Source organism: Pantoea sp. MT58 (genome assembly GCF_014495885.1).
GTDB lineage: Bacteria > Pseudomonadota > Gammaproteobacteria > Enterobacterales > Enterobacteriaceae > Pantoea > Pantoea eucalypti.
Genome location: NZ_CP061083.1, coordinates 3,203,043 through 3,224,358, shown reverse-complemented (window position 1 = coordinate 3,224,358; position 21,316 = coordinate 3,203,043). Strand labels below are relative to the sequence as shown.

The following is a 21,316-nucleotide window of genomic DNA, read 5'->3' as shown; positions in this document are numbered from 1 at the left end:
TTGCCCCGTTCTGAACGGGAGCAGCGCCGGATGCCGTCAGCTCATCAGACTGACCTGCGCCGCCACGATGCACCAGCCGTGGGGCATTCGCACCCAGGTCTGCTGCTGACGGCCAATCTTATCGCTGCCAGGGCGGGTAAATTCGGTGCTGCAGACCGCATAATCCTCGCCAAAAGTCGTAATCACGGTGTTCCGTAGCGTCCTGTTCAGACCGGCTGAAGGACGCGCGGCACGGAAGGCCCGAATTTCATCAATGCCATACAGATTCTCACCCGCCCCAAGACGCACGGTTCGCGGGTCATGCCAGAAGAGCGCATCCAGTTCTTCCACGTCATTGCTGACCAGCGCCTGCTCGTAGCGATAAAACTGCGCCGTTACCTCAGTGAGCACCTGCGGTAAATTAATCTCTCTGTTCATCAGGCTCCTGCCATATTCATTTGCGGCATCGTAATGCCCTGTTGTTCCAGTGCCCAGGCGGCGCGTAGTACTGCCTCTTCATTAAACGGACGGGCGATAAGCTGTAATCCAATCGGCAGGCCACTTCGGGTCGCCAGCGGCACGGTACAGACCGGCAATCCCAGGAAGGAGATCGGCTGCGTCAGCATTCCCATGCTCGCCTTGGCGGGCAGCGACTCACCCTGAATCGTCAGAGTTTGCTGACCGATAGTAATCGCGCTGCAGGGCGTCGCTGGGGCGATCAGCACATCGAACCGATCAAACAGCGGTAACACCTGCTGCTGAAAATGGCGACGGAAACGCTGTGCCTGCACATACCAGGCACCAGGCATCATGGTACCGGCCAGCAGACGCTCACGTGAGTTCGGTTCAAACTGCTCCGGCATCTGGCGCAGGGCAGGCAAATAGTGATTGCCGCCCTCGGCAGCGGTCATGATAAACGCCGCCGAGCGGGCCAGCTCCGCCTCCGGCATCAGCACCTCTTCCTGAGCCTCAAGCGCGGCTGCAACTGCCGCGACGGCCGCGCGGGCATCCTCATCGCACCAGCGGGCAAAAAAACCACCCAGTACGCCACAGCGCAATCCTTCGCTGCCCTGTGACAGCCCTGGCAGCGTCTCGGCCAGTGGACGGTCAGCCTGAAACGCGTCAGCGTGGTCTGCACCCTGCAACAGGTCATACACCAGTGCCAGGTCCTCAACCCGGCGCGCCAGTGGGCCGATGTGATCAAGGCTGGCGACAAACGGATGGCTGCCGCTGCGTGACAGACGACCAAAAGTTGGCTTAAGACCAAAAATACCGCACAGCGAGGCGGGCACCCGAATCGAGCCGTTGGTGTCGGTGCCCAGTGAAAAGTGGACCAGCCCGGCGGCCACGGCGGCGGCTGAACCGCCTGAAGAGCCGCCCGCCACGCGGCTCAGATCGCGCGGATTGTGCGTCGCACCATAGTGGCTGTTTTCGGTGGTAAAACCATAGGCATAAGCATCCATGTTCAGCATGCCCGACAGCAGCGCGCCTGCGTGACGCAGTTTCTCCACGGCAAACGCATCTGCCTGGGCCGCAGGGCGATCGCGGAACAGGCTGGCACCGGCCAGTGTGCTGTGACCCGCCACATCAAACAGGTTTTTCACCGCATACGGGATGCCCGCCAGCGGTGGCAGGGTTTCGCCGCGCTGCCGCTGCGCATCAATCGCGCTGGCCTCTTTTAACATGCGCGGCCCGGTCACTTCCGTCCAGGCATTCAGCGCCGGATTATGCTGCTCAACGGCCTGCAGCGTGCTCTTCGCTACCTCCACCGCGCTGATCTCACCCTGCTGGATCGCCCGTTGCAGGCTCTGAATCGAAACATCACCTAATCTCATGCCTGGTATACTCCTGCCACTTCCAGCCGATCGTCCAGCGGAAACGCCATCAGCGGTGCCGCCATCTCCGCGATACGCGACAGCTGGATCAGCAGTTCAGCGCGGCGGGCGTCATCCAGTTCCAGTTGCAGTATCTGCTCCATATGGCCGATGTAGCTGGCCCAGTCGTGTTGATTCATGATTCGCTCCTGTTAAAAACCGGCAGCGCTGCCGTTACTGCGCGGATCGCTTGCGCCCTCAAACATGCCGTTGCTGTGACGCACGATGGCGCCCGCATGGCCAACGGATTCGCTGAAGTCCGGCAGCAGCTCCACCTCATGTCCCCACAGACGCAGCATTAATACCGTTTCGTCGTCAAAGCGGCCTTCCAGTTTTAATGAGTCTGATGATTGCCCCCAGGTCCGGCCCAGCAGCCAGCGCGGCGCACTGACCGCCTGCTGTAACGGCAGGCCCTGAATGACATGGCGGGTAAAAATCGCCGCCTGGGTCTGCGGCTGACCATCTCCGCCCATGGCGCCATACACCATTGTCCGGCCATCTTTCAGGCGTGCAGCGGCGGGATTCAGGGTATGAAACGGCTGCTTGCCGGGCGCAAGGGCGAGTAAATGGTCAGGATCCAGGCTAAACGCCGCGCCACGGTTCTGCCAGGTAATACCGGTGCCGGGCAGCACCACACCACTGCCAAACTCGTGATAGATGCTTTGAATAAAGGAGACCGCCAGACCGCTGCTGTCCATCACGCCCATCCAGACGGTATCGCCCGGGCCGCGTCCGCTCCCCCAGGCTGCCGCCTCACCATCGGTGATCTGGCTGGCGAGTGTGGCAAGGTGATCGCTATCCAGCAGCGCCTGCAGATCTTCGGTAACGTGACGCGGATCGGTGATGTGTTTGTCCCGCAGCGCAAAGGCTTTCTTGGTGGCTTCAACGATGCGGTGCACCGTCTGCGCGTCATCAGCCTCCGCCATCGCCAGCCAGTCGGTGATGCCGAGGATGGCCAGCGACACCATGCCCTGCGTCGGCGGGGCGATATTCCAGATGTCGCCTTCACTGTGTGCGAGGTGCAGTGGCGTTGTGCGGCGGGCGCGATGCTGCTGCAGATCGTTCAGCGTCACCGGCATGCCCAGTGTCGCCATCTCGTCGGCCAGATGATGAGCCAGCGGGCCGCGATAAAAACTGTCGAGTCCCTCTTCGGTGAGCTGACTCAGGGTGTTCGCCAGTGCGGGCTGGGTAAAACGGCTGCCGGGCTGCGGCACCTCGCCGTCAGGCATAAACGTGGCGCTGAAGCCGGGCTGATGCTGTAACTCACTGCGGAACGTTGCGGTGGCGGCGCTCTGTGAAGCGGTCACCGGAATGCCGTCGGCGGCGTAGCGAATGGCATCACGCAGCAGACGAGCCAGCGGCAGCGGCGGGGTGCCCATCTCCTTAGAGAGCATCAGTGCCTCCTGCCAGCCACTGACTGTACCGGCTACGGTCAGCGCCGCTTTCGGTCCGCGATGTGGGATTTTCGGGTGATCGGCGTAAAAATCGCGGTGAGCCAGTGAACCTGCTGCGCCGCTGGCGTCGATAGCGACAGGATCACCACCGGGCGGCAGAATCAGCCAGAAACCGTCGCCGCCCAGTCCATTCATGTGTGGATAGACCACAGCGATAGTTGCGGCGGCGGCCACCATCGCTTCAATGGCATTACCGCCATCACGCAGTACCGCGAGTGCGCTTTCACTCGCCAGATGGTGCGGCGTCACCGCCATCCCCTGCGGGGCCATATTGCTTTGAATCATCGTTTTCTCATTCTTCGGGTGACAGAACCCATAACAAAGCAAGAGCTGTTCCAGTTTTCACCCTGCGATGACAATGCGCCGGTTAACCTGGCGTAAATTGTGCTAGGTTTTGCTAAACAAAAGTGCTGAAACAAAAGTTACAGGACGCCTTATGCAACAGCTTGATGAACGACTCAGAAGTCACTATCCCCAGCTCTCGCCACAGGAACAGCGCATTGCTGACTTCGTGTTTGACCATTTCGATGACCTGATCAGCTACAACAGCGCCGAGCTGGCGCGGCTCAGTGGTGTGTCGAAAGCCACGGTCAGCAGGCTGTTTAAGCGTCTGGGCTACGAGAAATACAAAGATATGCGTGATGAGTTACGCATCCTGCGTCAGAGCGGCATGCCGCTGACAGATAATCGTGATGCCGTGCAGGGCAATACCTTGCTGGCACGCCACTATAAGCAGGAGATGGCGAATCTGACGCAGTGGGTTAACAGCCTGGATGCACAGCACTTTAACGAGGTTATTCAGCAGCTGTCGCAGGCAAAACGCATCTTTATCATCGGTATGCGCAATGCCTACCCGGTGGCGCTGCACCTGCGCCAGCAACTGGTGCAGGCGCGTTCACAGGTGCATATTCTGCCGCAGCCGGGCCAGACGCTGGCAGAGGAGCTGGTGGATATCACACCGGACGACATGGTCATCGTGATGGCCTTTCGTCGTCGTCCACGCATCATTCGCCCGCTGATGCAGCAGTTGCAGGCAGCCGGTATCCCGCTGCTGGCGCTGTGTGAGCCGCAGGCGCAGACGGTGATTGCGCTGGCGCGCTGGCAACTCTGTACGCCGCTGGACAGCGTCTCCGCCTTCGACAGTTACAGTGCCGCCATGAGTCTGGTTAACTTGATCGCCAATGCCCTGCTGCATGAAATGCTGGCTCAGGGACGTCAGCGGATTCATCAGATCGCTGACCTTTATCAGCAGTTCGACGAACTGGAGCACCGTTAGCAGGCACCGTTTTGGTGCTTTGCCCCATTTCAGAACGCCGCTTCCCCGGCGTAGTCGCTCCGATTACGCCCGCATTCTGCTGAACTCTCTGCCGCTTAACCCTTTTTTTGTTGCCGCCCGGATTGGCACATTAGTTGCAGATTGCATGTCAAAGAATCTTTTGTTTCACGTTAATCTCACCGGGGTGCATAATGAAAAAAGTTTTAATGGCGGTAGCAGCTGCAGCATTACTGATGGCTCAGGCGGGAAGTGCGCTGGCCGATCAACTGCAGGACATCCAGAAGCGCGGTGTCATCCGCGTCGCTGTGCCGCAGGATTTCCCACCCTTTGGCTCGGTCGGCACTGACCTTCAGCCGCAGGGGTATGACATCGACACGGCGAAATATCTGGCAAAGCAGATGAAACTTAAGTTGCAGCTGGTGCCGGTCAGCAGTGCCAACCGCGTGCCTTATCTGCAAACTGACAAGGTCGATCTGGTTATCTCCAGCATGGGTAAAAATGCCGAGCGTGAGAAAGTGATCGACTTTACACGTGCCTATGCGCCGTTCTTCCTGGGCGTATTTGGTCCGAAAGGTGATGAGATCAAAGCGGCGTCGGCGCTGAGCGGCAAGTCGATTGGCGTCACGCGCGGTGCGGTAGAAGACATGGTGCTCAGCGACGTTGCGCCGAAAGATGCGCAGATAAAACGCTATGAAGATAACAACACCACGTTGTCTGCCTATCTCTCCGGTCAGGTGCAATATGTCGCCACCGGTAACCTGGTGGTCGCCGCGATTGCACGCCAGAATCCGGCTAAAGCGCCTGTCGCGCAGTTTATGCTGAAAGATTCACCCTGCTTTATCGGCCTGAAGAAAGATGAGCCTGCGCTGAAAGCGAAAGTCAATGCGCTGATTGAGCAGGGCATCAAAGATGGCACTCTGAATAAACTGTCAGAAGAGTGGCTCAAAGCGCCGCTGCCCGCCAACCTCGGCGCCTGAGGACGGATTCATGACCGGGCAACTTAACTTTCCCGCCCTGTGGCCCTACTGGCCGGAGCTGCTCTCCGGTCTGTGGGTCACCCTCCAGCTGACGGTGCTGGCGACGACCGGTGGTGTGGCGCTGGGCATTGCGGGCGCGGCGCTGCGCAGCGGCAAACCCAGCTGGATGAGCCGCCTGTGGGGCATCTATGTCGAGCTGATCCGCAATACGCCGTTTGTGGTGCAACTGTTCTTTATTGTTTTCGGTCTGCCTGCGCTGGGGCTGAAACTTACCGCTGGCGAGGCGGCGCTGCTGGCGATGCTGATCAACCTTGGCGCTTACAGTACCGAGATCATCCGCGCCGGAATTCAGGTAACACCCAAAGGGCAGTGGGAAGCAGGCCGGGTGCTGGGATTAACCCGCAGCCAGACGTTTTTGCGGGTGGTGTTGCCGCCTGCACTGCAGCGCATTTACCCGGCGCTGGTCAGTCAGTGCATCATCGTGATGCTGGGGTCGTCGGTGGTGTCCCAGGTTTCTTATGAGGAGCTGACCTTCGCCGCTAACCTGATTCAGTCGCGTACCTTCTTAAGTTTTGAGGTCTATCTGGTGACCACGCTGATCTACCTGGCGTTGTCGATTGCGATGCGCCATCTGCTGCTGGCAATTGGCCGTAAATGGTTTGGAGTGCAGCCATCATGATGACGACCTTTACTGACTGGGACATCCTGCGCAACCTGCTGCTGGCGGCGCGCTGGACCCTGTTACTGTCGCTGGTGGCCTTTGCCGGCGGAACGCTGGTAACGCTGCCACTGCTGTTTCTGCGTCTGCTGCAACGCAAGTGGCTGACGCGCGTGATACGCGGTTACACCGCGCTGTTTCAGGGCACGCCGCTGCTGATGCAGCTGTTCCTGGCATTTTTCGGCGTCGGGCTATTCGGCATTGATGTCGCGCCCTGGACCGCAGCTTCGCTGGCATTGACCTTCTACACCAGCGCCTTTCTGGTGGACATCTGGTACGGCAGCATTCGCGCCCTGCCGAAAGGGCAGTGGGAAGCGTCGCGCTGCCTCGGCCTGACCTTTGGTCAGACGCTATGGCGGGTGGTGGCACCCCAGGCGATCCGCATCGGTATCGCGCCGACCGTGGGCTTTGCCGTGCAGGTGATCAAGGGCACCGCGCTGGCCTCAATAATCGGCTTCATTGAGCTGACTAAGGCGGGCACCATTCTGAACAACGTGACCTATCAGCCGTTTAAAGTCTTTGGGCTGGTGGCGCTGGGCTACTTCCTGATGTGTTATCCGCTGTCTCGCTACAGCCAGTATCTGGAGAAAAAATTCAATGCCGCTCATCACCATTAATCAGGTGCAAAAATATTACGGCGACAATCATGTGTTGAAAGGCGTGGATCTGGATATCGACATGGGCGAGGTGATCTCGATCATTGGTCGCAGTGGATCCGGCAAAAGCACGTTGCTGCGCTGTATGAACGGGCTGGAAGGCTATCAGGAGGGCAGCATCAAGCTCGGCGGGATGACGATTACTGACCGTGATTCGCAGGCGCGTGAAATCAGCCGCTCGGTCGGAATGGTATTTCAGAGCTTCAATCTGTTCCCGCACATGACGGCGCTGGAGAACGTGATGCTGGCGCCGCGCCGGGTGCTGAAGAAAAGCGAGGCCGAGTGCCGGGCGCTGGCGGCGCAGATGCTGGAGAAAGTCGGGCTGGGTGAACGTCTTGACTACTATCCTGCCAGCCTCTCTGGCGGTCAGCAGCAGCGCGTGGCGATCGCCCGTGCGCTGGCGATGACGCCGAAAGTTTTACTCTGTGATGAGATCACCTCCGCGCTCGATCCTGAACTGGTGGGCGAAGTGCTTAAAGTTCTGGAGCAGCTGGCGGCAGAGGGAATGACGCTGATCCTCGTCACCCATGAAATGAGCTTCGCCCGCGACGTGGGCGATCGTGTGGTCTTTATGCATCAGGGGCGCGTCTGGGAGCAGGGCGACAGTAAAACGCTGTTCGCCCAGCCGCAGACGCCGGAGCTGAAGCAGTTTATCTCTTCGGTTCGTCTCTAAATGTTTAGTTTGACAGGCGTTTATTGTTGCAGACAGTCTGACCACGGACAGCGCGGAACAACCGGAGCGTACACGAAGTACGTGAGGATGACTCGCTGTGCTCGCCCCTTCAGGGCCGCCCTTACGGGCGTTCAGGTTGCTAAAGCAGCCTGTGTGAGCACTGCCCGGGGCCAGAATGGCAAATAAAATAGCCTGTCGGGCATCAGAAAAGGAAATGATGATGGATATAACACAATACCCGCAACTCAATCCGCCACAGCGTCTGCTGATGGGACCGGGACCGATCAACGCCGATCCCCGCGTGCTGCGCGCCATGTCGAGCCAGCTGCTGGGTCAGTACGATCCCGCGATGACCCACTACATGAACGAAGTGATGGCGCTCTATCGCGGCGTGTTCCGCACAGAGAACCGCTGGACGCTGCTGATTGATGGCACCTCTCGTGCCGGCATCGAATCGATACTGCTCTCCGCTATCCGCCCTGGCGACAAAGTGCTGGTCCCGGTGTTTGGCCGCTTCGGTCATCTGCTGTGCGAAATTGCCCGCCGCTGTCGTGCGGACGTTCACACCATCGAAGTGCCGTGGGGCGAAGTCTTTACCCCGGACCAGATTGAAGATGCGATCAAAAAAGTGCGGCCACGCCTGCTGCTGACCGTGCAGGGCGATACCTCGACCACCATGCTGCAGCCACTTGAGCAGCTGGGGGCGATCTGTAAACAGTACGGCGTGCTGTTCTACACCGATGCCACCGCGTCGCTGGCGGGCAACCCGCTGGAAACGGATGCCTGGGGACTGGATGCCGTATCGGCGGGGATGCAGAAATGCCTGGGCGGCCCATCGGGCACGTCACCGATCACCCTGAGCGCAGAGATGGAAGCGGTGATCCGCAAACGCAAATGCGTGGAGCAGGGGATCCGCACCGAGGCGCATCAGGATGGAGATGATGAAATGATCTACTCCAACTATTTTGATCTCGGCATGATCATGGATTACTGGGGGCCGGAGCGGCTTAACCATCACACCGAAGCGACCAGTGCGCTGTTTGGCGCCCGCGAGTGTGCCCGTCTGATCCTGCAGGAAGGGCTGGATAACGGCATCGCCCGTCACAAACTGCATGGTGAAGCGATGCTGAAAGGCATTCAGGGAATGGGGCTGGAGACCTTTGGCGATCTGAAAAACAAGATGAACAACGTGCTGGGCGTGATGATCCCGTCAGGTGTCAACGGCGATCAGGTGCGCAAACTGATGCTGGAGGATTTCGGCATTGAGATTGGCACCTCATTTGGTCCGCTGCATGGCAAGGTGTGGCGCATCGGCACCATGGGTTACAACGCGCGCAAAGATTGCGTGATGCAGACGCTATCGGCGCTGGAAACAGTGCTGACTCATGTTGGTTATCGCACGCCGCAGGGCGCGGGTGCGCAGGCCGCCTGGGATCACTACGGGAGCCAGGCATGATGATGAGTGCCAGCGAAGCTCAGGCCGCTGCACAGCGCGTGATGGCGCGCTGTGATGCGCTGGCAGCGATCAGCGAAACGGCTGAGGGCCTGACCCGCGTCTACCTGTCGGCGGAACATCTGCGCGCCAACGCCTGCGTCGGTGAGTGGATGCAGGCAGCGGGGATGCAGGTGTGGCAGGATGAAGTCGGCAATATCTGTGGGCGCTATGAGGCGGCAGAAGCGGGTGCGCCTGCGCTGCTGCTCGGCTCCCATCTCGACACGGTGCGCAACGCCGGCCGCTACGACGGGATGCTGGGCGTGCTCAGCGCCATTGAAACCGTACAGTGGCTAAATGAACATCAGCGCCGCCTGCCGCTGGCCATTGAGGTGATTGGCTTTGGCGACGAAGAGGGCACCCGTTTTGGCATTACGCTGCTGGGCAGTCGCGGGATTACCGGCAGCTGGCCGCAAAGCTGGGTGACACATCCCGACGGCAATGGCATTACTGTCGCGCAGGCGATGGCCGATGTTGGTCTCGACAGCGACAGGATCGCATCTGCGGCGCGGCGGGTTGAGGATATCGTCGGATATCTTGAGCTGCACATCGAACAAGGCCCCTGTCTGGAGCAGGAAGATCTGGCGCTGGGTGTGGTCACGGCGATTAACGGTGCGCGCCGCCTCAACTGTCGTTTCACCGGCGAAGCGGGCCATGCGGGAACGGTGCCGATGACGCATCGCAAAGATGCGCTGGCCGCCGCCGCCGAGTGGATGGTGTTTATCGAGCAGGCCACCCGTGAGCAGGATCCGCAGCTGGTCGCGACTGTGGGCACGATTAACTGCGCGCCGGGTGCAGTGAATGTGATACCCGGCGAGGTATCGCTGTCGCTGGACGTGCGCGGTCCGCTGGATAATCCGCTGGAGACGCTGCTCTCCAGCCTGCTAACGCAGGCTGAGGCGATTGCGCTGCGTCGTGGACTTCGCTTCGAGTCGAACGAATATTATCGCATCGGTGCTACCGCCTGTGACTCCGTGCTGCAACAGGCGCTGAGCCATGCAGTGGAAACGGTGCAGGGTCGTAGTCTGTCACTGCCGAGCGGGGCCGGGCACGACGCTATCGCTATCGCTGAACGCTGGCCGGTCGGCATGTTATTTGTGCGTAACCATCGCGGCATCAGTCATCATCCGGCAGAGTCGGTGGCGGTTGACGATGTGGCTCCTGCGCTGCAGGCTTATCTGGAAGCGGTCTCGCTGATTGCCGGACGGAGTTAAAATATGGAGTTAGCCACATTTAATCAGCTGTCAGCTGACGAGGCGCAGTCGGCCATCCGGCACTGTGTGGCGATCCCGCACTGGCAGCAGTCGATGGTGGCGGGCCGGCCTTTTGCCACCATTGAGGCGCTACTGGCCACTGCCGATGCGCTGGCTCGCCAGTGGCAGCAGCCCGAGCTGGAAGCGGCCTTGTCAGCACATCCCCGCATTGGCGAACGCGCGGACGGCGCGGACAAAGAGTCTGTACTGTCGCGTGGGGAGCAGTCCGCGATGCAGCAGGCCGATTATGCTCTGCAACAGGCGATGCAGCAGGGGAATAAGGCTTATGAAGCGCGTTTTGGCCGGGTGTTTCTGATTCGTGCCAAAGGGCGCAGCGGCGAACAGATGCTCGCAGAGTTGCAGCGTCGGTTGCAGAATAGCGATGTTACCGAGCAGCAGGAGGCGCTGGATCAACTGCGTGAAATTACCCTGTTACGCCTTAAGGAGACGATTCAATGAGCACTGTGACCACCCATATTCTCGACACGGCGCTGGGTAAACCGGCCAGCGGCGTGGCGATTTCACTGGAGCAGAACAGCCCGGAAGGCTGGTTTCCGATTTCACAGGGTGAAACGGACAGCGACGGGCGTCTGAAAGATCTGACGCCTGAGCCGCTGACGCCGGGCCACTACCGTTTAACGGCGGAAATCGGCGACTATTTTGCCGTCGCCGGTCGGGATGCGCTCTACGTCAGTGCACAGATCGATTTTCTGATCGCTGAGGCGGGCAGCCATTTTCATCTGCCATTTCTGATTTCGCCCTGGTCCTGGTCAACTTATCGCGGCAGTTAACCGGCGGTGGTTTACAGCGAAAACCGGTCTGCATCCTGCCAGGCCGGGAAGCGCTCGCGGTAAGCCTGAAGCGCGTCCAGTGACAGCTCGGCATCCAGCCGGGCGCGCTGATGCTGCTCGGCCGCGCTGAGGATCTCCCCCTGCGGTGAAATAATCTGGCTGTCGCCACTGTAGTGATGCTGATTGCCATCGCTGCCAACGCGGTTACAGCCTGCCACGTAAGCCTGATTTTCAATCGCCCGCGCTAACAGTAGCGCCTGCCAGTGCAACGCACGTGGCGCAGGCCAGTTGGCGACATAGAGCGCCAGATCGTAATCATTGCGGTTGCGCGAGAAGACCGGGAAGCGCAGGTCGTAACAGATTTGCGGCAGAATGCGCCAGCCGCGCCACTCAAACACCTGCCGCTGTTCGCCGGGCTGATAGTGGTGATGCTCGTCCGCCATACGGAACAGGTGACGCTTGTCATACTGATGCAGCGTGCCGTCCGGTTCGACCAGCAGGAAGCGGTTTACCGCGCCGTGTTCTGTCTGAATTGCCGCGCTGCCGCCGACCAGGGCATCGGTGCTGCGGGCATGCTGGTGCAGCCACTCAACCACCTGCGCCTCTGGCAGCGAGCTTTTCGCCGCCTCCATCGCAAAGCCGGTCGTAAACATCTCTGGCAGGATAATCAGATCGCGTCCGGTAAGTCCGGCCAGTTGCGCGTCAAAATGGCGCAGGTTGGCCTCGCCATCCATCCAGCTCAGCGTCTCCTGCAATAGCGTGATTTTCAAAGCTGACATAAGCGCTCCGCGGCGGCATCTAATGTCGCCGGCTGTTTGGCAAAACAGAGGCGGATCAGTTTATGGGGGAAAGCATCGGCGCAGAACACCGACAGGGGTATCGCGGCGACGCCGACTTCACGGGTCAGCCACTGGCAGAAACTGACATCATCCCGATCGGAGATGGCGCTGTAATCGACCAGTAAAAAGTAGGTCCCTTCGCAGGGCAGAACCTTAAAGCGGCTGTTGCTCAGCGCCGTGGCCAGCCTATCGCGGCGATCGCGATAGAACGCTGGCAGTTCAAGATAGTGTTCCGGATGCTCACGCAGCATATCGGCGATTGCCAGCTGCGCCGGGGTATTCACCGAGAAGGTCAGGTATTGATGCACTTTGCGCAGTTCAGCGATGATCGCCGCAGGGGCAATGCAATAGCCCACTTTCCAGCCGGTCATATGGAACGTCTTGCCAAACGACGACACCGCGATGGCGCGCTGACGCAAATCAGGATGGGCCAGCACACTGGCGTGGCCCGCCTCATCGAAGCAGATGTGCTCATAAACTTCGTCGCTCAGCACATAAACCGGGTGCGCCGAAATCGCCTGCCACAGCGCGGCGAAATCGGATTGCTGCCAGACGGTAGCGGTAGGGTTGTGCGGCGTATTCAGAATCACCAGCCGGGTTTTGTCACTCAGCAGCGCAGCAAACGCCTGCCAGTCCACCCGAAAAGCGGGCGGCTGCAGCGTAATGCGTTTCATCACGCCGCCAGACAACTCCACCGCAGGCTCATAGCTGTCGTAGCTGGGATCAAAGCAGATCACCTCATCGCCCGGCCGCACCAGTGCGGTAATCGCCGCATAGAGCGCTTCAGTTGCACCCGCCGTCACCGTAATCTCCGCGTCAACATCCGGGCGGTAATCATAAAGTCGCGCGGTTTTCTCCGCTATCGCCTCGCGTAACGGCAGCGCACCGGTCATCGGCGCATACTGATTCGCGCCCTGGCTGACGTGATACGCCAGCCGCTGCTGCAGATAGTCCGGGCCGCTGAAATCGGGAAAGCCCTGAGAGAGATTGATGGCGTTATGCTGCTGCGCCAGCGCACTCATCTGGCTGAAAATCGTGGTGCCGAGTAAGGGAAGTTTACTCTCGGGGATCAGGTTGTGCTGCGTCATGGTGTCAGGCCTTAAGCGCGAAAATTGATGCGGTGTCACCCGGTGTTTGTGCCACTATAAACAGGATGGTAGTATTTGGCAATCAAGACGCTTAGACGGCTAAATGCTTCATGCTCCGCGCGTCAGCGGTGTTGGCTGCACTTGCTTACCCGAGTCACTTACTCATGTAAGCTCCCCGGGATAAGCGCGCTTGCCGCCTTGCTGACACACGGATCATTTCGCATTTACATGCGCCATGTTACACACGGTCCATTTAGCATTTGCATGCGTCATGATCCGCGCGTCAGCAGCGTTTGCTTACCCGGGATTACATTTCACCGTAAGGAACCTTTATGTCGCAGAGTCTTCCGTTAGATCAGCTGGTCGCCGCCTGTCACTGGATTGGCGAAAAAGGCTGGGCACCGGCCACCGGCGGAAATATGTCCGTGCGCCGCGATGAACATGTCTGCCTGCTGAGTGAATCGGGCAAAGATAAAGGCACGCTGACGCGGGATGACTTTATTGAGGTCGATATCGCCACCAGCCAGTCGCTCTCTGGCCGTAAGCCGTCGGCAGAAACCGGCCTGCACACGATGATCTATCGCCTCTTTCCTGAGGCGGGCGCGGTGCTGCACACCCACACGGTGAATTCGACCGTGCTGTCGCGGGTGGAGCAGGGTGCGGCGCTATTGCTGCACGGCTATGAGATGCAAAAATCGTTAAGTGGTCAGCATACTCACCTGGATACGCTGGCGATTCCCGTGTTCGACAATAGCCAGGATATCGCGGCGCTGGCGTCAGAAATTGAAGATTACGCCGCACGTTTTCCGCTGCGTTACGGTTTTCTGCTGCGCGGCCACGGCTTAACCTGCTGGGGCCGGGATGTCAGCGAAGCCCGCCGTCATCTGGAAGGTCTGGAATTTTTATTTGAATGTGAACGTCAACGTCGCCTGCTGGAGAAAGCATGATTCGCGCCATTGTTACTGATATCGAAGGCACTACCAGCGATATCCGCTTTGTACATAACATCCTGTTTCCCTATGCCCGCAAGCATCTGCCGGATTTCCTGCGTGAAAATGCGCACCAGCCCGACGTGGCGGCCGCACTGCAGTCGGTGCGCGAAGAAGCCGGTCAGCCGCAGGCCGATCTGGCTGGCGTGACAGATATTCTGCTGGGCTTTATGGACCAGGATCGCAAATCGACCGGCCTGAAGGCGTTGCAGGGCATGATCTGGCGCGATGGCTACGTGAACGGCAGTTTTACCGGTCATCTCTATCCCGACGTCGTGCCTGCGCTCAGCCGCTGGAAGGCGCAGGGCATTGAACTCTATGTATATTCCTCCGGCTCGGTTGCGGCGCAGAAATTGTTATTTGGCTACAGCGATGAAGGTGATATTACTGGCCTGTTCAGTGGCTATTTTGACACCCACGTCGGCGCCAAACGCGACGTCGCGGCTTATCGCACTATTGCCGCTGAGATGGGGCAGCCAGCGGAGCAGCTGCTGTTTCTCTCTGATATTCATCAGGAGCTGGATGCCGCCGCAGAGGCGGGCTGGCAGACATTGCAATTACTGCGTGGCGATGCGGACAATGAGAGCCGCCATCGTCAGGTGACGGATTTTTCTCAGATTAACCCGGAGTCGATTTAGCATGAGCGCACTGACTATTTTTACCGACCGTGAAGCCAGCCAGCCGGTGTGGCACAGCACTGACGCGGAAGCGATTCGTGACCGCCTGAATGCAAAAGGTGTCCGTTTTGAGCGCTGGGAAGCCGATCGTGATTTGGGTGAAAATCCGGATCCCGAAACGGTGATCAACGCCTATCAGCATGCGATTGATCGGCTGGTGGCGGAAAAGGGCTATCAGAGCTGGGATGTGATCAGCATGCGTGCTGATAACCCGCAGAAAACCGTGCTGCGGGAGAAATTTCTCAATGAACATACGCACGGCGAAGATGAAGTGCGTTTCTTTGTCGAGGGTGCCGGGCTGTTCTGCCTGCATCTGGATGGCGAGATCCTGCAGATCCTCTGCGAAAAAAACGATCTGATCTCAGTGCCAGCGGGAACGCCGCACTGGTTTGATATGGGGTCGTCACCCCACTTCACGGCTATCCGTATTTTCGACAATCAGGAAGGCTGGGTGGCGAACTTTACCGGCGATAAGATAGCGGATGCCTATCCGCGTCTGGCGTAATCTGTCAGCCTGTTATGCGAGGCGTCTCCATAGCGGCAAACGCCTCGCAGACCATTACTGCGGCTGGAAGATGCCGTCCTGCACCTGGTCAGGCGTCACCACGCCGGTGTCCAGCACCCAGCCGCTGATCAGCGCCGCTGGCGTCACGTCAAACGCCGGGTTATAAACCCAGGCTGCTTCTGGCGCCCACTGCACGCTGCCAAAACTGCCGGCAACGCCCGTCACTTCACTGGCGGCGCGCTGCTCAATGGGAATCGCTGCGCCGTCAGGACAGCTGCGATCCAGCGTGGTATGCGGGGCCGCCACGTAGAACGGGATCTGATGATAATGCGCCAGCACCGCCAGGCTGTAGGTGCCGATCTTATTGGCGACATCGCCATTGGCGGCAATGCGGTCAGCGCCGACCCACACCGCATCTACGTCGCCACGGGCCATCAGGCTGGCGGCCATGGAGTCGGTAATCAGGGTGTAGGGAACCGCCAGCTCGCCCAGTTCCCAGGCGGTTAAGCGGCCGCCCTGTAACAGCGGACGGGTCTCATCAACCCACACATTCTTAATCAGGCCCTGCTGATGGGCACGGGCAATGACGCCCAGCGCGGTACCCACACCCGCCGTTGCCAGCCCGCCGGTATTACAGTGAGTCAGCAGCTGGCTATTAGGTTTCACCAGCGTGCAACCCGCATCAGCGATGGCATCACACAGTTGCTTATCCTCCTGCACCAGCCGCCAGGCTTCCTGAGCCAGCGCAGGCGCAAAGTCCCGCTGGGCCAGCGCCCCTTTCATCCGATCAAGATTGTTCATCAGGTTGACGGCGGTAGGGCGGGCGGCGCGCAGGGTCTCCAGCGCCTGAGCCAGTTCAGCGCGCGGCTGCCCCTGTTCTGCCAGCAGCGCCAGCAGCAGCGAGGCAGAGAGGCCGATTAGCGGCGCACCGCGCACCCGCAGTGCATGAATATGTTCAATCAGTTGAGGCACGCTGTGCGCGGGCAGCCAGTTCTTCTGCTGCGGCAGTGCCTGCTGATCCAGAATCCAGAGCTGATTGTCACGAACCTGTAAGCTGGTGGTTTGAAGTGTCTGCATTGTGGGTGAAATCCATGTTGCGTTAATGATGCGTATTGTGCCAACATGCTGAACGGATGTATAGACGTCTGAACGGCTTATTACACCTGAGTGACCCCCTTCGAATGATGAGGAACAGGCAATGTCGCAATACCGTACCTTTACTGCTGCTGATGCTGTGGAATATGCCCGACAATTTGGCGGCGTGGACAATCCTGCCGCGCTGAGCAGCGCAGAAGAGATTGGTGATGGCAACCTCAACCTGGTGTTTAAGATTTATGACGATCAGGGCATCAGTCGCGTTATCGTCAAGCAGGCACTGCCTTATGTGCGCTGCGTGGGGGAGTCCTGGCCGCTGACGCTGGATCGGGCGCGGCTGGAAGCGCAGACGCTGGTCGAGCACTACAAATATTGTCCGCAGCACACGGTGAAGATCACCCATTACGAGGCGGAGCTGGCGGTGATGGTGATGGAAGATCTCTCCAGCCATCGCATCTGGCGTAGCGAGCTCGTGAAAGGCGCTGACTACCCGGAAGCGGCTCAGCAGTTAGGCAACTATCTGGCGCAAACCCTGTTTCATACGTCCGATTTCATCCTGCATCCGCATCAGAAAAAAGCGGAAGTGGCGCGTTTCATCAATCCGGAAATGTGTGAAATCACTGAAGATCTTTTCTTCAACGATCCCTACACCAATCATGAGCGCAACAGCTATCCTGAAGCGCTTGAACCACTGGTCGCCAGCCTGCGTAATGATGATGCCCTGCGCATCGCGGTGGGCGGTCTTAAGCATCGTTTCTTTGCTCACGCCGAAGCACTGCTGCATGGGGATATTCACAGCGGCTCGATTTTCGTTGCTGACGGCAGCCTGAAAGCGATTGATGCGGAATTTGGCTATTTTGGTCCCATCGGTTTTGATGTTGGTACTGCGGCAGGCAACCTGCTGATTAACTACTGCGGCCTGCCAGGTCTGCTGTCTCCGCGCGAGGCCGCCGATGCCCGCGAGCAGCGCCTCAGCGATGTGCATACCCTCTGGACGACCTTTGCTTCAGGCTTCCTGGCGCTGGCGGCAGAGAAAACCCGCGATGAGGCGCTGGCTTATCCAGGCTATGCGGAAGCGTTTCTGCGTAAAGTATGGGCTGATACCATCGGTTACTGCGGCACTGAGCTGATTCGCCGCACGGTGGGAATGTCACATGTGGCGGATATGAAGCTGATTGCCGATCCGGCGATGCGCACTGACTGCATCCGTAATGCGATTAACCTGGGTCGCACGCTGATTCTGGCAGCCGATCACGTCGAAGATGTGGATGCGCTGATTGCCCGCATCCGTCAGGCAGGATAAAAAAAGCCGACATGATGTCGGCTTTCAGGTAAATCAAAGGCTGGCTATAAGAGTGTGCCCGCGCCGGTAACAGGGACAGATCGGAAAGTTGCTAAAGCCATCCCTGGCTCGCTCGTCCCGCGTCGTCCTGACGCGGGACGCTTTCCTCTTCTGACCCTGTTCCCTGCGCTTTGGGCTTAATTATTGCGGCCAGATTTCCCCTGATTTGGCATAGTGCCGCCCTACTGATGAAGAGCGCTGAACTTCAAGCGATGGGACCATATGCCTGGAATAAAGCATCGCGGGCCATGGATGGCCCGCGCTGAGCATGCCATGGATGGCGTTTTTGCGTCTTTACGGAAGGCGTATGCTCCCTGAGCCGATGCTGCAGGCCAACGCTAACCCTATGCCGCCTCACTTGCGCGTGACGCAGGCTGAGGGGCTTTCTCGGGCACCGGTACTGCCAGTGCCTCCGGCTCAAACTCATCGACGTTGATCGAACGCAGACGGCTGACTTCGGCACGCTGCAACACTTCCGCCTCTTTGGCATCAATCCAGCCCTGATCCAGCGCACGCTTCGCCAGCGCGTCCAGACGGGTAAAGGAGAGGTGCTGCTTCGTCTGTTTGCACAGCCTGTCATGAATCCCTTCTGCCGCCATCACATCCTGCAGCGCCTGTTCCAGCTGACCGGCAGGGTTATGCTCACTCGGCGTCAGGTACATGCCGCGGCCCAGTCGGCTGCGGGTGGCTGACGGCTGCTGCAGCATTTTTGCCAGCTGATGATCCAGACGGTCAGACGGAGCAGGGCAGTGATGACCGCCAGCGAAAATCGTCATCCGCAAGGCGCCCGCCACCAGACGGTTCGGGAAGTTACGCAGCAGATCGTCAATAGCCACTTCTGCCTGATGCAGCGCATCCTGCACGCCCCAGTGAACCAGCGGCAGATCGGCTTCGTTACGACCTTCATCGTCATAGCGTTTCAGGGTTGCGGAGGCCAGATAGAGCTGGCTCAACACATCGCCCAGACGCGCCGAGATACGCTCGCGACGTTTCAGGCTGCCACCCAGCACCGCCATCGACACATCAGAGAGCAACGCCAGGTTGGCACTGATGCGGTTCAGGTGCTGGTAATAACGGCGGGTGCCATCGCGGGTCGGGCTGGCGCTGGTGCGTCCGGCAGTTAAGCCCAGCCACAGGCTGCGCATCGTGCTGCTGCCCACATGACCGATATGGCTGAACAGCGCCTGATCGAACGCATTCACATCGTTGCTGGCTGCCGCCGCCATCTCCTGCAGTACATAAGGATGGCAGCGAATCGCACCCTGACCAAAGATAATCATGCTGCGCGTCAGAATGTTCGCGCCTTCCACGGTGATAGCGATCGGCGCACCCTGATAGGCACGGGCCAGGAAGTTACTGTTCCCGAGCATAATGCCTTTACCGCCGGCAATATCCATAGCGTCGATAATGGCGCGCTGACCGCGATGGGTGCAGTGATATTTCACAATCGCCGACAGCACCGCCGGTTTTTCACCCTGCATAATGCCGGCTGTGATCAGCGTAGCGGCCGCATCCATCACATAAGCATTACCCGCAATGCGTGCCAGCGGCTCTTCAATCCCTTCCATCTTACCGATTGAGACGCGGAACTGGCGGCGGATATGGGCATAAGCACCTGTTGCCAGCGCCACACTTTTCAGGCTGCCGGTTGAGTTCGATGGCAGCGTAATGCCGCGACCCACTGACAGACATTCCACCAGCATCCGCCAGCCCTGGCCGGCCATTTCCGGACCGCCGATAATATAGTCAATCGGCACAAAGATATCGTTGCCGCGTGTCGGCCCGTTCTGGAAAGGCACGTTAAGCGGGAAGTGGCGATGGCCAATTTCCACACCGGGCGTGTTGGTCGGAATCAGCGCACAGGTAATACCTGGATTCTCATTGTCGCTGAGCAGATGATCCGGGTCGGAAAGTTTAAACGCCAGGCCCAGCACGGTGGCGATCGGTGCCAGTGTAATGTAGCGCTTGTTCCAGGTCAGGCGCATACCCAGCACCTGCTGACCTTTCCATTCGCCCATGCAGACGACGCCAGTATCGGGGATCGCGCCGGCATCTGAACCTGCTTCCGGGCTGGTCAGCGCAAAGCAGGGGATCTCATCGCCGCGTGCCAGCCGGGGCAGGTAATGATTTTTCTGCTCTTCGGTGCCGTAGTGCTGCAGCAGTTCGCCCGGACCCAGTGAGTTAGGCACACCCACAGTAATCGCCAGAATCCCGGAGACGCCCGACAGCTTTTGCAGCACACAGGCTTGTGCATAGGCAGAGAAATCGAGGCCGCCATACTCTTTTTTAATGATCATCGCGAAGAAACGATGCTCTTTCAGATATGCCCAGAGTTCCGGCGGCATATCGGCCAGCTCATGGGTGATCTGGAAATCGTTGGCCATGCGGCACGCTTCTTCGACCGGGCCATCAAGAAAGGCCTGCTCCTCGGCAGTCAGGCGTGGCTGAGGATAGTTGTGCAGCTTCTGCCAGTCCGGTTTGCCCTGGAACAGATCGCCTTCCCACCAGGTGGTACCCGCATCGATGGCCTCTTTCTCGGTGCGCGACATCGGCGGCATTACTTTCTGGAAGCGCTGAAAGATCGGCGTTGAAAAGAGGCTGCGGCGCAGCGACGGCAGGTTAAACGGCAGCAGAATGATCGCCAGTGGCAGCAGCAGCCATGGCGTCCAGAGATGCGCAACAGCCATCGCCGCAGTCCACAGCAACAGAATGGCGCTGCTGAGCCGTAACGACAGGCGGTGGTAGAACAGGGCGCCAATCAGCGCCACCGTGGCAAGTATCGAAACAACCATCATAATGAACCGCTCCAAGTAGTAAGAGGTCTGACCTGTTATACAGAGAGGTTTAGAGCAGTTGAGAGCATTTATCAATTTGTTTACATCGCAATTACAACCTGCCTCACAAAAACCTGTTTTAGCCCATTTTTGCAGCACCTTCGGCAACAATATTCCGCGTTAGAGTCCGGACCGACGTGGCATGACGCTTTGCGCTGACCGGCCATTCCGTTAAACTTGCTGCGATTAACCTCTCCTAAAAAAGGACATCCCTATGTACCAGGACATCATCCGCTCTGAGCTCAATGAAGCTGCTGATACGCTGAATAAATTCCTCAGCGACGATGCCAATATCCATGCGATCCAGCGTGCTGCGGTACTGCTGGCTGACAGCTTTAAGGCTGGCGGAAAGGTACTTTCGTGCGGTAACGGCGGTTCACATTGCGATGCGATGCACTTCGCCGAAGAGCTGACCGGTCGCTACCGTGAAAATCGTCCTGGCTATCCGGCGATTGCCATCTCTGACGTCAGCCACCTCTCCTGCGTCAGTAATGATTTTGGTTATGACTATGTCTTTTCGCGCTACATAGAAGCAGTAGGGCGTCCGGGCGATGTGCTGCTGGGCCTCTCAACCTCCGGTAACTCTGCCAATATCATTAAAGCGATTGAAGCTGCCCGTGCGCAGGGAATGAAAGTGATCACCCTGACCGGTAAAGATGGCGGTAAGATGGCAGGCAGTGCCGACATTGAAATCCGGGTGCCGCACTTTGGTTATGCCGATCGCATTCAGGAGATCCACATTAAAGTGATCCACATCCTGATGCTGCTGATCGAAAAAGAGATGGTGAAGTAACAGCGCTGGCC

General features: G+C 58.8%; 22 protein-coding genes. 14 read left to right on the top strand and 8 right to left on the bottom strand.

What is annotated here, in order from left to right; all coding sequences use genetic code 11:
• Positions 1–36: 36 nt before the first annotated feature.
• From hpxZ to IAI47_RS15280, 4 genes are read right to left on the bottom strand one after another with little or no spacing between them, the layout of a single operon-like run.
• Positions 37–417 (bottom strand): oxalurate catabolism protein HpxZ, encoded by a 381-nt coding sequence (hpxZ, locus tag IAI47_RS15295; RefSeq protein ID WP_003852558.1) that lies wholly within the window; start codon positions 415–417, stop codon positions 37–39.
• Positions 417–1,814, bottom strand: a complete 1,398-nt coding sequence (locus IAI47_RS15290; protein ID WP_003852560.1) for an AtzE family amidohydrolase — start codon at positions 1,812–1,814, stop codon at positions 417–419. Before IAI47_RS15290 ends, hpxZ begins: the two co-directional genes overlap by 1 nt.
• Positions 1,811–1,993, bottom strand: a complete 183-nt coding sequence (hpxX, locus tag IAI47_RS15285) for an oxalurate catabolism protein HpxX (protein WP_003852562.1) — start codon at positions 1,991–1,993, stop codon at positions 1,811–1,813. The genes IAI47_RS15290 and hpxX overlap by 4 nt, the downstream gene beginning before the upstream one ends.
• Positions 1,994–2,005: 12 nt before the next feature.
• A complete protein-coding gene (locus tag IAI47_RS15280; RefSeq protein ID WP_003852564.1) occupies positions 2,006–3,592 on the bottom strand; it encodes a gamma-glutamyltransferase family protein in 1,587 nt (528 codons plus the stop codon).
• A gap of 151 nt (positions 3,593–3,743) precedes the next feature.
• Here IAI47_RS15280 and hpxU point away from each other — a divergent pair, with 151 nt between their 5' ends.
• The 9 genes from hpxU (at position 3,744) to uraH (ending at position 11,143) form a co-directional block, all read left to right on the top strand.
• Positions 3,744–4,583 carry a MurR/RpiR family transcriptional regulator HpxU gene (hpxU, locus tag IAI47_RS15275; RefSeq protein WP_008924824.1) on the top strand — a complete coding sequence of 280 codons (840 nt, stop codon included), beginning with the start codon at positions 3,744–3,746 and terminating at the stop codon, positions 4,581–4,583.
• Between the two features lie 191 nt (positions 4,584–4,774).
• Complete coding sequence (locus tag IAI47_RS15270; protein ID WP_003852569.1) at positions 4,775–5,560, top strand: transporter substrate-binding domain-containing protein; 786 nt, start codon at positions 4,775–4,777, stop codon at positions 5,558–5,560.
• 10 nt (positions 5,561–5,570) lie between these two features.
• Complete coding sequence (locus IAI47_RS15265) at positions 5,571–6,239, top strand: amino acid ABC transporter permease (RefSeq protein ID WP_008924825.1); 669 nt, start codon at positions 5,571–5,573, stop codon at positions 6,237–6,239.
• On the top strand, positions 6,239–6,895 hold the full coding sequence (locus tag IAI47_RS15260; RefSeq protein ID WP_033742952.1) for an amino acid ABC transporter permease: 657 nt from the start codon (positions 6,239–6,241) through the stop codon (positions 6,893–6,895). Before IAI47_RS15265 ends, IAI47_RS15260 begins: the two co-directional genes overlap by 1 nt.
• Positions 6,876–7,607: an amino acid ABC transporter ATP-binding protein gene (locus tag IAI47_RS15255; RefSeq protein WP_008924827.1), complete on the top strand. Its 732-nt coding sequence runs from the start codon at positions 6,876–6,878 to the stop codon at positions 7,605–7,607. Before IAI47_RS15260 ends, IAI47_RS15255 begins: the two co-directional genes overlap by 20 nt.
• A 220-nt stretch (positions 7,608–7,827) precedes the next feature.
• Positions 7,828–9,063 carry an alanine--glyoxylate aminotransferase family protein gene (locus tag IAI47_RS15250; RefSeq protein WP_003852571.1) on the top strand — a complete coding sequence of 412 codons (1,236 nt, stop codon included), beginning with the start codon at positions 7,828–7,830 and terminating at the stop codon, positions 9,061–9,063.
• A complete protein-coding gene (hpxK, locus tag IAI47_RS15245) occupies positions 9,060–10,313 on the top strand; it encodes an allantoate amidohydrolase (RefSeq protein WP_008924828.1) in 1,254 nt (417 codons plus the stop codon). Before IAI47_RS15250 ends, hpxK begins: the two co-directional genes overlap by 4 nt.
• A 3-nt stretch (positions 10,314–10,316) precedes the next feature.
• On the top strand, positions 10,317–10,811 hold the full coding sequence (uraD, locus tag IAI47_RS15240) for a 2-oxo-4-hydroxy-4-carboxy-5-ureidoimidazoline decarboxylase (RefSeq protein WP_008924829.1): 495 nt from the start codon (positions 10,317–10,319) through the stop codon (positions 10,809–10,811).
• On the top strand, positions 10,808–11,143 hold the full coding sequence (gene uraH / locus IAI47_RS15235) for a hydroxyisourate hydrolase (RefSeq protein WP_008924830.1): 336 nt from the start codon (positions 10,808–10,810) through the stop codon (positions 11,141–11,143). The genes uraD and uraH overlap by 4 nt, the downstream gene beginning before the upstream one ends.
• An 11-nt stretch (positions 11,144–11,154) precedes the next feature.
• Here uraH and IAI47_RS15230 read toward each other — a convergent pair whose 3' ends face one another.
• Both IAI47_RS15230 and IAI47_RS15225 read right to left on the bottom strand, forming a co-directional pair.
• The gene (locus tag IAI47_RS15230; RefSeq protein ID WP_008924831.1) at positions 11,155–11,922 is read right to left on the bottom strand and encodes an amidohydrolase; all 768 of its coding nucleotides are present in this window, start codon (positions 11,920–11,922) and stop codon (positions 11,155–11,157) included.
• A complete protein-coding gene (locus IAI47_RS15225; protein WP_187961150.1) occupies positions 11,910–13,070 on the bottom strand; it encodes a pyridoxal phosphate-dependent aminotransferase in 1,161 nt (386 codons plus the stop codon). Before IAI47_RS15225 ends, IAI47_RS15230 begins: the two co-directional genes overlap by 13 nt.
• A gap of 332 nt (positions 13,071–13,402) precedes the next feature.
• Between IAI47_RS15225 and IAI47_RS15220 the strand changes: the two genes are divergently transcribed.
• The 3 genes from IAI47_RS15220 to IAI47_RS15210 are packed head-to-tail and all read left to right on the top strand — an operon-like array spanning position 13,403 to position 15,241.
• On the top strand, positions 13,403–14,017 hold the full coding sequence (locus IAI47_RS15220; protein ID WP_003852577.1) for a methylthioribulose 1-phosphate dehydratase: 615 nt from the start codon (positions 13,403–13,405) through the stop codon (positions 14,015–14,017).
• Complete coding sequence (gene mtnC / locus IAI47_RS15215) at positions 14,014–14,697, top strand: acireductone synthase (protein ID WP_008924833.1); 684 nt, start codon at positions 14,014–14,016, stop codon at positions 14,695–14,697. The genes IAI47_RS15220 and mtnC overlap by 4 nt, the downstream gene beginning before the upstream one ends.
• 1 nt (position 14,698) lies before the next feature.
• On the top strand, positions 14,699–15,241 hold the full coding sequence (locus IAI47_RS15210) for an acireductone dioxygenase (RefSeq protein ID WP_003852580.1): 543 nt from the start codon (positions 14,699–14,701) through the stop codon (positions 15,239–15,241).
• A 54-nt stretch (positions 15,242–15,295) separates the two neighbouring features.
• Here the strand turns inward: IAI47_RS15210 and mtnA are convergent, their stop codons facing one another.
• Positions 15,296–16,318 (bottom strand): S-methyl-5-thioribose-1-phosphate isomerase, encoded by a 1,023-nt coding sequence (gene mtnA, locus IAI47_RS15205; RefSeq protein WP_003852582.1) that lies wholly within the window; start codon positions 16,316–16,318, stop codon positions 15,296–15,298.
• A 121-nt stretch (positions 16,319–16,439) separates the two neighbouring features.
• On the opposite strand from mtnA, the gene mtnK reads away from it, so the two are divergent.
• Positions 16,440–17,639 (top strand): S-methyl-5-thioribose kinase, encoded by a 1,200-nt coding sequence (mtnK, locus tag IAI47_RS15200; RefSeq protein WP_187961149.1) that lies wholly within the window; start codon positions 16,440–16,442, stop codon positions 17,637–17,639.
• 383 nt (positions 17,640–18,022) lie between these two features.
• Here the strand turns inward: mtnK and fadE are convergent, their stop codons facing one another.
• On the bottom strand, positions 18,023–20,473 hold the full coding sequence (fadE, locus tag IAI47_RS15195) for an acyl-CoA dehydrogenase FadE (protein ID WP_008924834.1): 2,451 nt from the start codon (positions 20,471–20,473) through the stop codon (positions 18,023–18,025).
• A gap of 253 nt (positions 20,474–20,726) precedes the next feature.
• On the opposite strand from fadE, the gene lpcA reads away from it, so the two are divergent.
• Positions 20,727–21,305, top strand: a complete 579-nt coding sequence (lpcA, locus tag IAI47_RS15190; protein WP_003851153.1) for a D-sedoheptulose 7-phosphate isomerase — start codon at positions 20,727–20,729, stop codon at positions 21,303–21,305.
• Positions 21,306–21,316: the final 11 nt, after the last annotated feature.